This window comes from Rathayibacter tritici, assembly GCF_001641005.1.
Taxonomy (GTDB): Bacteria; Actinomycetota; Actinomycetes; order Actinomycetales; family Microbacteriaceae; genus Rathayibacter; species Rathayibacter tritici.
Map to the genome: position 1 here is coordinate 3,027,900 of NZ_CP015515.1, position 14,283 is coordinate 3,042,182.

Here is a 14,283-nt window from a genome sequence, read left to right on the forward strand (position 1 = left end):
CCCCGGCGTACTGTTGAGCAGGTGCGTTCTCACGATCGCCGCGGCATCACCTCGGCTCCCTTCCTCCTGACCACCGTCGGAACTACGAGCCTCGTGTTCTTGTGCGCGTTCGAGTCACTCGCGGTGACGACGATCATGCCGATCGTCAGCGCCGACCTGAACGGCCGCGCGCTCTACCCGCTCGCCTTCGCAGCGGCGCTCGCCGCCGCGGTCGTCGGGATGGTGGCGGCCGGCTCCTCCGCAGACCGTCGCGGGCCGACTCCGTCGCTGGTCACCGCAATCCTGCTCTTCACCCTGGGGCTGATCGCCGCCGGCGCCGCACAGTCGATGCCCGTCTTCGTCGGGGCCCGGCTGGTGCAGGGGCTGGGCAGCGGAGGCATCACCGTCACCCTCTACGTTCTCGTCGCCCGGGTGTATCCGAGCGAGCTGCATCCGCGGATCTTCGGCGCCTTCGCCGCCGCCTGGGTCGTTCCCTCCCTGGTCGGACCGCTGGTGGCCGGAGTCGTCGCGGAGCTGGCGAGCTGGCACTGGGTGTTCTTCGGAGTCGTCGCGCTGGTCGCCCTCGCGAGCGCCGCGATCTCGCCGACCCTCCGCGCCCTCGAACCGCGCGACAGGCTGCCCTTCGACCGGCGCTCGGTCGGCCGCGTCTTCCGCGCCGTCGTCGTCTCGGCCGCAGTCGTCGTTCTGAGCACGAGCGCCGAGCTCGCGCCGGACCTCGCCGGTCTCCTCGCCGCCGCGGCCGTCGTCGTCGTGATCGTCGCCGTCCGCGCTCTCCTGCCGGCCGGCACACTGCGCGCGCGGGGCGTCCTGCCGTCGGTGATCCTCCTCCGCGCCCTCGTCACCGCAGCCTTCTTCGGCACCGAGGTGTACCTGCCACTGCTGCTCTCGGAGCAGTACGGCCTGCCTCCGTGGCTCTCGGGAGCGGTGCTGACGGCGGGCGCCGTCTCGTGGGCTCTCGGCTCGAACCTCCAGGGCCGCCCGGGCACCCGCCTCAGCCACGGAGGAGCGATGCGGCTCGGCACGTCGCTGGTCCTCGCCGGGATTGCCGTCGTGCTGCTCGTGACCGTGCTCGCGCTCAGCCCGATCGTCGCGGGCGTCGGCTGGTTCCTCGCCGGCGGTGGCATGGGCACGATGTTCCCGCGGATGGGGACGATGACGCTCGCGCTCTCGGCACCGGGCCGGGAGGGCTTCAATAGCTCGGCCCTGCAGATCGCCGACTCGACCGGCGCCTCGGTCTCGCTCGCGCTGACGGGACTGCTCGCCGCGGCAGTCACCGGGCTGATCGGAGCCGGCACCGGCGTCTTCGCCGCGACCTTCTCCTACGGTGCGCTGATCGCGATCGTCGCCGTCGGGCTGGCCGGCCGCCTCGACGGGCTCCTCCGGCGCGAGGGACGCCGGGAGCCCGCCGCGCAGGATCAGCTGTAAAGCGACTCCGGAACGTCGAGGCCGTAGATCGCCCGACCGGACGACCAGATCACCGAACAGGCGGCCCGGAGCAGGTCGGTCGCGTCCTCGCCCGCGTCCACGATCAGGACGGAGTCGCCCTCGAGGCGCACCTTCGCGCCGCGGACGGCGTGAGTCCCGTTCCGCGAGACGGTCGTCGCCGGGTACGGCAGGTGCAACTCACGCAGGTCGCCGAGGATGTAGGTCGGGCGGAGCTTCGGCTCGGCGGCGAGCAATTGCTTCGCCCGGTCGATCCCGGTCAGCACGTGCGCACTCGCCATGTCCGCGCCGTTCGCTCCGGCGATATCGGTGTCCAGCCGGTCGCCGAGGAAGAGCGGATTCGCGGAGCCGAACCGCGCGGTCGCCGCATCGAAGATCGCGCGCTCCGGCTTGCCTGCGACGATTGGGAGCCGGCCGACCGCGGTGTGCACGGCCGAGACGAGCGTGCCGTTTCCCGGAGCGATGCCGCGCGCGACGGGGATCGTCCAGTCCGTGTTCGTCGCGACCCACGGGATACCGGTGTGCAGCGCGAACGAGGCCTCGGCCAGCTGCTCCCAGCCGACCGTGGGCGCGAAGCCCTGGATGACTGCGGCCGGCGAGTCCTCCGCGCTCCGCGTCACCGTGAAGCCTGCACGCTCGACCTCCGAGGTGAGACCCTCCGCGCCAACCACGAGGATCGTCGCGCCCGCCGGCACCAGATCGGCGAGCAAGACGACCGCGGCCTGCGGCGAGGTGACGACGTCCTCGGGTCGCACGCTCAGCCCGAGCTCCGAGAGATGTCCGGCGACGGACGCGTCGGTACGTGAGGCGTTGTTGGTGATGTAGCCGATCCGCAGCGACTCGGCCGCGCGGTTGAGACTCTCCACCGCGAACGGGATCGCCTCGGCACCCCTGTAGACGACCCCGTCGAGGTCGGCCAGCACCGAGTCGCGCCCGTCGAGCGGGGTGGGCTCAGTTCTACTGCCGCGGAACATCCGGGTCCTCCTCGGTGGTGGGGCGGGTGGCGGTGGTGGTGGCGCGCTCGGGCTCCTCCTCGATCACCTCGATCGTCTCGTCGTCACCGCCGCCCTCGGCAGCGAACACCGCCTGCGCGGCGACGTCGGCACGGCGCTGCCACTCCGCCGCCTCGTCGGAGCGACCGAGCTCCTCGAGCACCAGGGCGTAGGCAGCGAAGAGATCGGGACTGTACGAGAACGCCCGGTCCGGATCCAGCTGCGAGATCTCCAGCTCCATCACAGCGAGTTCCGTCTGACCAAGGTCGAGGCGCGCACCGGACATAGCGATGGCCAGGGACACCTGGGCGCCTGGGCTCAGCCTGCTGCGGTCGATGGACCGCCCCAGTTCGAGCGCCTTGTCGGGCCGACCGACGCCGCGCTCGGAGTCGACCATCAGCGGAACCTGCTCATCGGAGCCCGAGATGCGGCGGAAGGTGCGCAGCTCCCGGAGTGCCAGAGCGAAGTCACCGGTCGCGTACGCCGAGATGGCCAGCGACTCGCGCACCACGGCGATGCGTCCCGCCCGACGAGCGGCGGAGAGCACATGGCGATGCGCCAACTCCGGGTCCTCCTCGAGGAGGCGGCCGGCCATCACCAGGTGACGGGCGACCCACTCAGCGTTGTCCTTCGAGAGCGTGCGCAGTTCATTGCGCGCGACCTTGTCGAGGTCCTTCGCCTGCACGTCATCCGGCAGATCGGGATCGTCGTGACGTGGGCGCACCGACTGCAGAGAGCGCCGTTCGCGCTCCTCCTCGCTGAGCTCCGGCTCCTCGTGCGGGCCGCCCCGGCCGCTGCCGAAACCCTCGCGTCCGCGGCCGCCGCCCGGGCGGTCCCCACCGTTGCGGCGATCGTTCGACCAGGGGCGCGCCCCGCCGTCCCGCGAGCCCGCGCGGAAGGGCGGTCGCGAGTCGCCGTCCCGACGCGAATCGCCGTCACGCTGCGGACGCGAATTGCCACCACCACGGTACGGAGGACGAGCATCACCATCACGCTGCGGACGCGACTCGCCACCGCTACCGCCCCGATACGGAGGACGCGAGTCGCCGTCCCGACGAGGACGCGGGTCAGCGTTTCGCTGGGGACGCGAGTCGCCACCGCCGCGGTACGGAGGACGAGCATCACCCTCGCGACGCGGACGGGAGTCGCCCGATTCGCCACGACCGTTCGAGGGACGACCGGCCCGGGGAGAGCGCTCGTCCCGCCGTCCGGAGTCCCGGTCGTTCTGGTCGGATCCTGAGTCGTCCATGCGTTCCTCGCCTGTCGTGGTGATGCTCTGTGGAGTTGGTCCGCCCGAGGGCGAAGACGACGACCGAAGCCGTCGCACCACCCTAACCCGCCCGCTGATCGGCTGGGCAGAGACGGTCGAAGTGGTGGTTAAACAGCGATGGCCACCCATTTCTGGATGGCCATCGTGAATGGTGTCCGGCGGTGTCCTACTCTCCCACAGGGTCCCCCCTGCAGTACCATCGGCGCTGAGAGTCTTAGCTTCCGGGTTCGGAATGTGACCGGGCGTTTCCCTCTCGCTATGGCCGCCGTAACCCTGGCGACACACACACCTCGCAGTGCATGGTCAAATCTGGGTTACACGCCGTGCGTGTCTTCAATTGTTCCGCAGCCGCCCCGAAGGACCGCGCGGGGTGCCCGTCTTCTGGGAACCACAAAGTGGACGCAAGCAATCTCTGACCACTCCTACCAGCCTTTACAACGGTATGAGTGTAGTGATTATCAAGTTATCGGCTTATTAGTACCGGTCAGCTCCGACAGTCTTTAGTCCTGTCTTCCACATCCGGCCTATCAACCCAGTCGTCTGGCTGGGAGCCTCTCCCCCGAAGGGATGGAAATCTCATCTCGAAGCCGGCTTCCCGCTTAGATGCTTTCAGCGGTTATCCGTTCCGAACGTAGCTAATCAGCGGTGCTCCTGGCGGAACAACTGACACACCAGAGGTTCGTCCATCCCGGTCCTCTCGTACTAGGGATAGATCTTCTCAAATTTCCTGCGCGCGCAGCGGATAGGGACCGAACTGTCTCACGACGTTCTAAACCCAGCTCGCGTACCGCTTTAATGGGCGAACAGCCCAACCCTTGGGACCTACTCCAGCCCCAGGATGCGACGAGCCGACATCGAGGTGCCAAACCATGCCGTCGATATGGACTCTTGGGCAAGATCAGCCTGTTATCCCCGAGGTACCTTTTATCCGTTGAGCGACAGCGCTTCCACAAGCCACTGCCGGATCACTAGTCCCGACTTTCGTCCCTGCTCGACTTGTCAGTCTCACAGTCAAGCTCCCTTGTGCACTTACACTCGCCACCTGATTGCCAACCAGGTTGAGGGAACCTTTGGGCGCCTCCGTTACTTTTTGGGAGGCAACCGCCCCAGTTAAACTACCCATCAGGCACTGTCCCTGAACCCGATTAGGGTCCGAAGTTAGATATCCAGAGTGACCAGAGTGGTATTTCAACAATGACTCCACGAACACTAGCGTGCCCGCTTCACAGTCTCCCACCTATCCTACACAAGCCACACCGAACACCAATACCAAACTATAGTAAAGGTCACGGGGTCTTTCCGTCCTGCTGCGCGTAACGAGCATCTTTACTCGTAATGCAATTTCGCCGAGTTCGCGGTTGAGACAGCTGGGAAGTCGTTACGCCATTCGTGCAGGTCGGAACTTACCCGACAAGGAATTTCGCTACCTTAGGATGGTTATAGTTACCACCGCCGTTTACTGGGGCTTAAATTCTCAGCTTCGCCGTGAGGCTAACCGTTCCTCTTAACCTTCCAGCACCGGGCAGGCGTCAGTCCGTATACATCGTCTTGCGACTTAGCACGGACCTGTGTTTTTAGTAAACAGTCGCTTCCCACTGGTCTCTGCGGCCATCGAACGCTCCCGGAGCAAGTCCGTTCACGCCTCAGGCCCCCCTTCTCCCGAAGTTACGGGGGCATTTTGCCGAGTTCCTTAACCACGATTCTCTCGATCTCCTTGGTATTCTCTACCTGACCACCTGAGTCGGTTTGGGGTACGGGCAGCTAGAACCTCGCGTCGATGCTTTTCTTGGCAGCATAGGATCACCGATTTCGACTTGCGTCTACCCATCAGATCTCAGGCTACATGAACGACGGATTTGCCTATCGTTCGCCCTACATCCTTAGACCGGGACAACCATCGCCCGGCTCGGCTACCTTCCTGCGTCACACCTGTTAATACGCTAAACGCACCAGCACGGGGTCGTACGCTAGGCCCAACGCTTCACCCCGAGGGGATCCATCACAGGGATTCAGATACTTAGCACTACTGGATTATCTTGGGCGGTTCTTCGCCGGTACGGGAATATCAACCCGTTGTCCATCGACTACGCCTGTCGGCCTCGCCTTAGGTCCCGACTTACCCAGGGAAGATTAGCTTGACCCTGGAACCCTTGGTCTTCCGGAGGACGGGTTTCTCACCCGTCTTTCGCTACTCATGCCTGCATTCTCACTCGTGTGGCGTCCACGGCTGGTTCACACCGCCGCTTCACTCGCCACACGACGCTCTCCTACCCATCAACACGGCTGGACCACGAAGGCCTACCACTAATGTCAATGCCACAACTTCGGTGGCGTGCTTGAGCCCCGTTACATTGTCGGCGCGGAATCACTTGACCAGTGAGCTATTACGCACTCTTTCAAGGGTGGCTGCTTCTAAGCCAACCTCCTGGTTGTCTGTGCAACTCCACATCCTTTCCCACTTAGCACGCGCTTAGGGACCTTAGTTGGTGGTCTGGGTTGTTTCCCTCTCGACTATGAAGCTTATCCCCCACAGTCTCACTGCTGCGCTCTCACTTACCGGCATTCGGAGTTTGGCTGACGTCAGTAAGCTTTTGGGCCCCATCGGCCATCCAGTAGCTCTACCTCCGGCAAGAAACACGCAACGCTGCACCTAAATGCATTTCGGAGAGAACCAGCTATCACGAAGTTTGATTGGCCTTTCACCCCTATCCACAGCTCATCCCCTCCATTTTCAACTGAAGTGGGTTCGGTCCTCCACGACGTCTTACCGTCGCTTCAACCTGGCCATGGATAGATCACTTCGCTTCGGGTCTAGACCCTGCGACTATAAACGCCCTATTCGGACTCGCTTTCGCTACGGCTGCCCCACACGGGTTAACCTCGCCACAGAGCACTAACTCGCAGGCTCATTCTTCAAAAGGCACGCCGTCACCCCAACAAGGAGGCTCCGACGGTTTGTAAGCAAACGGTTTCAGGTACTATTTCACTCCCCTCCCGGGGTACTTTTCACCTTTCCCTCACGGTACTTGTCCGCTATCGGTCATCTGGGAGTATTTAGGCTTATCAGGTGGTCCTGACAGATTCACACGGGATTTCTCGGGCCCCGTGCTACTTGGGATACTCTTCACGCCATAACACCATTTCGACTACGGGGCTCGCACCCACTCCGGCCAGGCATTCAAACCTGTTCGTCTATGATGCGCTGTAACGTTCCGTGCTCGGCAGAACACGACGAAAAGTCCCACAACCCCGACCATGCAACCCCTGCCGGGTATCACACATGACTCGGTTTAGCCTCTTCCGCGTTCGCTCGCCACTACTAACGGAATCACTGTTGTTTTCTCTTCCTGTGGGTACTGAGATGTTTCACTTCCCCACGTTCCCTCTACCCGCCCTATATATTCAGGCGGGAGTCACCAGGTCACCACAAGGGGCCTGGCGGGGTTTCCCCATTCGGAAATCCTCGGATCACAGCTCGTTTATCAGCTCCCCGAGGCTTATCGCAGATTACGACGTCCTTCTTCGGCTCCAGATGCCAAGGCATTCACCGTTTGCTCTTAAAAACTTGAAATCACATGAGTTTAAGAAACCACAAATCAACATGTCGCACACACAACCACCGCCAAGACCACCCGAAGGCACCCCAGCGAGCCCGCCCATCCAAGATTTGAAGTCCCGGATCAGAGCAGCCCGGGATTTGAAGTCCCGAACCTGTGCAGCCCAGGATTTGAAGTCCCGAACCTGTGCGACCAACGATGTCAGTCGTCGATTTGTGCGACCCAGGATTTGAAGTCCCGGGTCTGTTCGATCCAGGATTTGAAGTCCTAGATCTATTCGATTCAGGATTTGCAGTCCTGAATCTAAAGATGCTCGCGTCCACTGTGTAGTTCTCAAAATACGGGCGGTATCCCTCCCCCACACACCCAGGCGTGAGAAAAAGATCCAGAGAGTCGACCCCGCCACCCGAAGGCAACCGGCCCGGTCCCTCAGGACCCAACAGCGTGCATGTACCCGACTCCACCACCCCGACGCGTTCCCAACCCGAAGGCTGTACTGACGCGAGACGATCTCGACGAGCACCCAGTTCAATGTTCCACCCATGAGCTACCAGCAAAGACATTCGCTTTGATCTGGCGCCTGGAACACCCTGCGGTGTCCAGATGCTCCTTAGAAAGGAGGTGATCCAGCCGCACCTTCCGGTACGGCTACCTTGTTACGACTTAGTCCTAATCACCGATCCCACCTTCGACAGCTCCCTCCTTGCGGTTAGGCCACTGGCTTCGGGTGTTACCGACTTTCATGACTTGACGGGCGGTGTGTACAAGGCCCGGGAACGTATTCACCGCAGCGTTGCTGATCTGCGATTACTAGCGACTCCGACTTCATGAGGTCGAGTTGCAGACCTCAATCCGAACTGAGACCGGCTTTTTGGGATTCGCTCCACCTTACGGTATCGCAGCCCTTTGTACCGGCCATTGTAGCATGCGTGAAGCCCAAGACATAAGGGGCATGATGATTTGACGTCATCCCCACCTTCCTCCGAGTTGACCCCGGCAGTCTCCTATGAGTTCCCACCATAACGTGCTGGCAACATAGAACGAGGGTTGCGCTCGTTGCGGGACTTAACCCAACATCTCACGACACGAGCTGACGACAACCATGCACCACCTGTATACCGACCTTGCGGGGCGACCATTTCTGGACGTTTCCGGTATATGTCAAGCCTTGGTAAGGTTCTTCGCGTTGCATCGAATTAATCCGCATGCTCCGCCGCTTGTGCGGGCCCCCGTCAATTCCTTTGAGTTTTAGCCTTGCGGCCGTACTCCCCAGGCGGGGAACTTAATGCGTTAGCTGCGACACGGAGACCGTGGAAAGGTCCCCACATCTAGTTCCCAACGTTTACGGCGTGGACTACCAGGGTATCTAATCCTGTTCGCTCCCCACGCTTTCGCTCCTCAGCGTCAGTAACGGCCCAGAGAACTGCCTTCGCCATCGGTGTTCCTCCTGATATCTGCGCATTCCACCGCTACACCAGGAATTCCATTCTCCCCTACCGCACTCTAGTCTGCCCGTACCCACTGCAGGCCCGAGGTTGAGCCTCGGGTTTTCACAGCAGACGCGACAAACCGCCTACGAGCTCTTTACGCCCAATAATTCCGGACAACGCTTGCACCCTACGTATTACCGCGGCTGCTGGCACGTAGTTAGCCGGTGCTTTTTCTGCAGGTACCGTCAAGCCGAAGCCCTTCTTCCCTACTAAAAGAGGTTTACAACCCGAAGGCCGTCATCCCCCACGCGGCGTTGCTGCATCAGGCTTTCGCCCATTGTGCAATATTCCCCACTGCTGCCTCCCGTAGGAGTCTGGGCCGTGTCTCAGTCCCAGTGTGGCCGGTCACCCTCTCAGGCCGGCTACCCGTCGTCGCCTTGGTGAGCCATTACCTCACCAACAAGCTGATAGGCCGCGAGTCCATCCTTGACCGAAAAACTTTCCACCCGCACCCGATGCCGGGGCAGGTCGTATCCGGTATTAGACGCCGTTTCCAGCGCTTATCCCAGAGTCAAGGGCAGGTTACTCACGTGTTACTCACCCGTTCGCCACTAATCCACCCAGCAAGCTGGGCTTCATCGTTCGACTTGCATGTGTTAAGCACGCCGCCAGCGTTCGTCCTGAGCCAGGATCAAACTCTCCGTAAAAAAATTACGACCTCCAACCCCGAAGAGAAGAAGAGTCAAGTTTGACCTCCAGCAAATAAGACATCTCTCCGACCCTGAAGCCGGAAGCTGACATCAATTTCCAAAGGAATCCCAACCCGATCCGAAGACCGAGCCGAGGTATAAAATTGGCATTGAACATAGTGCACGCTGTTGAGTTCTCAAGAATCGGACACACCCCGCCTCCACACCGAAAACGATGCTTCACAACGAGAGTGATCGAAAGATGTTGCTGCTTGCGTCATACGCAGATACTCGGTTAGACTAGGAGAAGTTTCTTTCTCCTTGTCGCCGTGGCAACTTGTATAACCTAGCACATCCGCTGGCCGTGTCAAATCCGGCTTCTTTGCCCCGTTGTCGCACCCGGAGGTGCCCCAACATTGCTCGGTAGAAGACTGACGTCCTCGACCGGGCGGCGAAGATACTGGATCCGAGGGATCCGGCGAAGGTATGACATCCGTTCGGCAGGCCTGCCCCGAGAGGCTGTCTTACCGAGTGGATGGTCCCGATTGAGGCCGGGACGTGGGAGCTGCTGCTCTTTCCGTTTCCCTGCGGCCTATGTGGCGACTCGGAATAAGTTACGCAGCGATCGCGGCGCTGTCAAACGGGAGCCGGAAATGGCTCATCCCGGGCGTGTCGTCCTCGGGCTCGTCCCTGCACGCCCCGCTCTGCTGCATCCTCGGTCCCCCACCAACGAGGAGGAGCGCGCGGCCTGGATCACTCCGGTACCACGCGCTCCTCCTGGGGCAGTCGAGGACTACGCGCCGATGCCGACGGCCTCCGCGGAGACATCCGCACCGGGCGCCGACGGCTCCAGCGCCTCGGCGACGCGCTGCGAGAGCGACGAGTCGACATTCGCCCAGTACTGGAGCACGCGCTGACGGAGCTCCGGACGCGTGACCTTCGATACGTGGCCAGCGATGTTCGCGACCAGACGGGCGCGCGCATCGTCGTCGAGAACGTCGCGGTAGAGCGTTCTGGCCTGGCCGAAGTCGTCATCCTCAGGGTGCAGGGTCGCCGCTGCGCGCGTCAGTTCACCGTCGGTGCTCCAGCCGGCCGACTCCGCCGCCCGGGCGGGATCGGCGTGAGCGCCGCCCTGCGAGTTCGGCGCGTAGACGGGCACCTCGGACTTCTGAAAGTCGAACCGCATGGGGCCGTCCTTCGAGTACGAGTGCACCGGCGACTTCGGCGCGTTCACCGGCAGCTGGGCATGGTTGGTCCCCACGCGGTAGCGGTGCGCGTCGGCATAGCTGAAGATGCGCGCGAGGAGCATCTTGTCGGGGCTGGCCGCGATCCCGGGTACGAAGTTCGACGGGGCGAACGCCGCCTGCTCGATCTGCGCGAAGTAGTTCTCAGGGTTGCGGTCGAGCGTCATCGTGCCGACCTCGATCAGCGGGTAGTCGGAGTGGGGCCAGACCTTGGTGAGGTCGAACGGGTTGAAGCGGTAGCTCTTCGCGTCCTCATACGGCATGACCTGCACCGACAGCGTCCACGAGGGGAAGTCGCCGCGGTCGATCGCGGAGGACAGGTCGCGGATGTGGAAGTCCGCGTCCTCTCCGGCGATCTGGTCGGCCTGCTCCTGGGTCAGGATCTCGACGCCCTGGTCGGTCTTGAAGTGGTACTTGACCCAGAAGCGCTCGCCGGCCGCGTTGATCCACTGGTAGGTGTGCGAGCCGAAGCCGTCCATGTGCCGCCACGAGGAGGGCAGTCCGCGGTCGCCCATGAGCCAGGTGACCTGGTGAGCCGACTCGGGCGAGAGGGTCCAGAAGTCCCACTGCATGTCGTGGTCGCGCAGGTGGCTGCCGGGCAGGCGCTTCTGCGAGCGGATGAAGTCGGGGAACTTGATGCCGTCGCGGAGGAAGAAGACAGGGGTGTTGTTGCCGACCAGGTCGTAATTGCCCTCGCTCGTGTAGAACTTCAGCGCGAAGCCGCGGGGGTCGCGCCAGGTGTCCGGCGAACCCTGCTCACCGGCGACGGTCGAGAAGCGCGCGAGCATCTCCGTCTCGACTCCGGGCTGAAAGAGCGCGGCGCGGGTGTAGGCGCTGACGTCGGCGGTGGTGGTGAAGAGACCGAAGGCGCCGCCGCCCTTGGCGTGGACGACGCGCTCCGGAATGCGCTCGCGGTTGAACTGTGCCAGCTTCTCGACGAGGTAGTGGTCGTGGAGCGCGAGGGGTCCGTCGGCTCCGACGCTCAGCGAGTGGTCGTCGCTGGCGACCGGTGCTCCGGAGTTCGTGGTGGTGAATCGTTCCTCGGTCATGTTCCTCCTGTCGGCGAAGGGCGCGAGCGCCCGCCGCTGCGGTGTAGCGAATGGTGGTCAGTGGGCCGAGGCCAGGCAGTCGGAACAGGTGCCCCAGAACGTGACGTCGGCAGTGTCGACGGCGAAGCCGCTCGCGGTCTGCGGGTGCAGGCACGGCGCCTCCCCGACGACGCAGTCGACATCGGCGACGGCTCCGCAGCGTCGGCAGACCACATGGTGATGGTTATCGCCGACCCTCAGCTCGAACCGGCGGGGGTGACCCTCCGGTTCGATGCGGCGGACGATCCCGGCGTCGGTGAATGCCGAGAGCACTCCGTAGACCGCCTGCGCCGAAGCCTCGGGGAGGCCTTCGCGCACCCGGGCCAAGACCGCCTCGACCCCGGAGTGCGGGTGCTCCTGAAGAGTGAGAAGCACCGCCCGCCGGGTGGCGGTGACCTTGAGCCCGGAGGCTCGGAGCCGCTGGTCCAGTGTCGCCATGACGAGGACACTACCGAGTTGTCTTGAACGGATCAAAACAACGGGTGGCATGGCGCGCTTTTCACGGTGAACGGTGCGGAACGCTACGGCGACTCCGCTCGGGCCGCGGAGGCTCCGCTCAGGCGACTGGGCCCTCGACCAGCACGACCTGGGCCGAGCGGGCGGCCCCCGTAGAGCCGGTCCACGAGATCGTCACCGACTCGCCGGGCTCGCGCTGGGCGAGCAGGGCCGACAACTCGGCTGCGGAACCGACGGCCACACCATCGACGGCAGTGACGATATCGCCCGCCTCGAGGCCCGCCTTCGCGGCCGGTGTGTCCTCGACGACGCCGCCAATCAACGCGCCGGAACCGGTGGTGGCGGGCGCGCGGGACGTCCGCGACGGTGTGCCCGCCGAAAGGGAGACACCGAGGAAGGCGGGATAGCCGATCTCGACGGTCTCGGTGTCGGCACCCGCCTCGATCGTGGTGACGATGTCGAGGGCCGTCGCGATCGGGATGGCGAAGCCGGTGATGTCGACCGTGCCGCTCGACGCGGCGGTGGTGATCCCGACCACGCGGCCGGCGGAGTCGACGAGGGGGCCGCCGGAGTCGCCGGAGACGATGTCGGCATCGACCTGGAGGAGACCGGTCAGCGTCTCCTCCGAGACGCCGGACTCGGAGCGGGTGGTGATCTGCTGGTTCAGGGCCGTGACCACTCCGGACGCGGCGACCAGGTCGCCGGTGCCACCCGCGTTCCCGACGGCGGTCACGGCATCGCCCACGGCCACTCCGTCGGTGTCGAGGGTGGCGCGCGTGAGACCGGAGGCGTCCTTCAGCTGCAGGACAGCGATGTCGTTCGTCGCGTCGGTGCCGACGACACGGGCGGTGTAGCTCCGCCCGGTCAATTCCACCGTGACCACGATCGCGGTGGCGCCCGCGACGACGTGATTGTTGGTGAGGATCATGCCGTCGGAGGTGAGGATCACGCCGGTGCCGGCCGAGCTGGCGCCCTGGTAGCTGAGCGCGGAGGTGATGGTGACGACGCCGGCGGTCTGCGCGGCACTCGCGGCGACGACGCCGGTGCTGCCGGAGGCGCCGGTGGCGGACTCGACGGAGGAGCCGCCCCGCAAGGATCCGCCCTCAACGGTCGATCCACCCCAGTAGGGGGAGATCGCGTAGCTGCCGGACGGCCCGCGGGATCCCCCCGGATCCACGGTCGTGGTGCCCCGGGAGGCCGAGGAGGCCGCCTCAGTGCGGCCGGCGTACGAGACTCCGCCCGCCGCCACTCCGATCAGCACGGCGAGCCCCAGGCCGCCGGCGATCATCGCGCGACGACGGTCGCGACGAGCGAGGGCGCGTCGTGCGTCGGCGCTCGTCGCCTCGGCCGGGGCGGACTGGTCGGTGACCTGTCGCTCGTCGAATTCGTGTCTCTCGTTCATGGTGTCGTCCTCGTGCCGGGGTCGCCCCTGGCGGCGACCGGTCCCCATTCCATGCCCGGCCTCCCCACACCGGCTGGGTGTCGCTTAAGCGGTTCCTAAGAGCGCTGGCGACGATGGATAGTTGTGGCGACAACGACAAGCGGATAGCGTCGGTGCGGTGACCCCGCCTCCTCCTCCGACCTGCTCGCCCCCGACACCGCAATGGGCGCGGTGACTCTCCGCGTCGCCCTGAAGCACGCCTCGCCGCGCAGCGCCGGCCTCGTCCACACGGCGATCCTCATCGAGACGGAGGCGGCCCTCGCTGCGGCCGTGTACAGCGTGGCGACCCGGCACCCCGGCTCCTTCACCGGCAGCTCCGACCACCTGGTCAGCAAGGCCTTCTCCTTCGACGACCCCGAGCACAACGGCGTCGAGCTCTACTGGGACCGCGACCGCACGCAGTGGTCGTGGACGCACGGGCGGAGCTGTTCGTCTCGGCGGGCGGCTACCACCACCACATGGCGATGACTACGTGGAACTCGGCGGGCGCCGGACGTCGGCAGCAGGCCCTCGGCCTCGGACAGGTCGAGATCGTGGTGCGCGGCGCCGACGACCTCGGCGCGCTCGGCGAGCGGCTGGCCCGCTCCGGAGCCGCCACCCGCGACGACGGCCGCACCCTCGCCTTCGAGGACCCCTGGGCGAACGCGATCCGCGTCACGACCACCTGAGCCGC

General features: G+C 64.2%; 6 protein-coding genes, 3 rRNA genes and 1 pseudogene. 2 read left to right on the forward strand and 8 right to left on the reverse strand.

The window, feature by feature from the left end:
• Positions 1-21: 21 nt before the first annotated feature.
• Positions 22-1,425 carry an MFS transporter gene (locus A6122_RS13790; protein ID WP_068256015.1) on the forward strand — a complete coding sequence of 468 codons (1,404 nt, stop codon included), beginning with the start codon at positions 22-24 and terminating at the stop codon, positions 1,423-1,425.
• On the opposite strand, the gene A6122_RS13795 is transcribed toward A6122_RS13790, so the two are convergent.
• The 8 genes from A6122_RS13795 to A6122_RS13830 form a co-directional block, all read right to left on the reverse strand.
• The gene (locus A6122_RS13795; protein WP_068256017.1) at positions 1,416-2,417 is read right to left on the reverse strand and encodes an HAD-IIA family hydrolase; all 1,002 of its coding nucleotides are present in this window, start codon (positions 2,415-2,417) and stop codon (positions 1,416-1,418) included. The two genes, A6122_RS13790 and A6122_RS13795, sit on opposite strands and share 10 nt — an antisense overlap.
• Positions 2,401-3,159, reverse strand: coding sequence for a tetratricopeptide repeat protein (locus A6122_RS13800; RefSeq protein ID WP_181137156.1), 759 nt, complete (start codon positions 3,157-3,159; stop codon positions 2,401-2,403). The genes A6122_RS13795 and A6122_RS13800 overlap by 17 nt, the downstream gene beginning before the upstream one ends.
• A gap of 699 nt (positions 3,160-3,858) precedes the next feature.
• A 5S ribosomal RNA gene (rrf, locus tag A6122_RS13805) occupies positions 3,859-3,975 on the reverse strand.
• 184 nt (positions 3,976-4,159) lie between these two features.
• Positions 4,160-7,276 (reverse strand): 23S ribosomal RNA (locus A6122_RS13810).
• A 600-nt stretch (positions 7,277-7,876) separates the two neighbouring features.
• Positions 7,877-9,399, reverse strand: a 16S ribosomal RNA gene (locus A6122_RS13815).
• Together the 16S, 23S and 5S rRNA genes form the textbook arrangement of a ribosomal RNA operon.
• Before the next feature lie 775 nt (positions 9,400-10,174).
• Positions 10,175-11,674 carry a catalase gene (locus A6122_RS13820; RefSeq protein ID WP_068256020.1) on the reverse strand — a complete coding sequence of 500 codons (1,500 nt, stop codon included), beginning with the start codon at positions 11,672-11,674 and terminating at the stop codon, positions 10,175-10,177.
• Positions 11,675-11,731: 57 nt separating this feature from the next.
• The gene (locus tag A6122_RS13825; RefSeq protein WP_068256022.1) at positions 11,732-12,151 is read right to left on the reverse strand and encodes a Fur family transcriptional regulator; all 420 of its coding nucleotides are present in this window, start codon (positions 12,149-12,151) and stop codon (positions 11,732-11,734) included.
• A 118-nt stretch (positions 12,152-12,269) separates the two neighbouring features.
• Positions 12,270-13,571 (reverse strand): S1C family serine protease, encoded by a 1,302-nt coding sequence (locus A6122_RS13830; protein ID WP_237358197.1) that lies wholly within the window; start codon positions 13,569-13,571, stop codon positions 12,270-12,272.
• Between the two features lie 201 nt (positions 13,572-13,772).
• Here A6122_RS13830 and A6122_RS16110 point away from each other — a divergent pair.
• Positions 13,773-14,278: pseudogene (locus A6122_RS16110) on the forward strand (VOC family protein).
• Positions 14,279-14,283 lie beyond the last annotated feature (5 nt).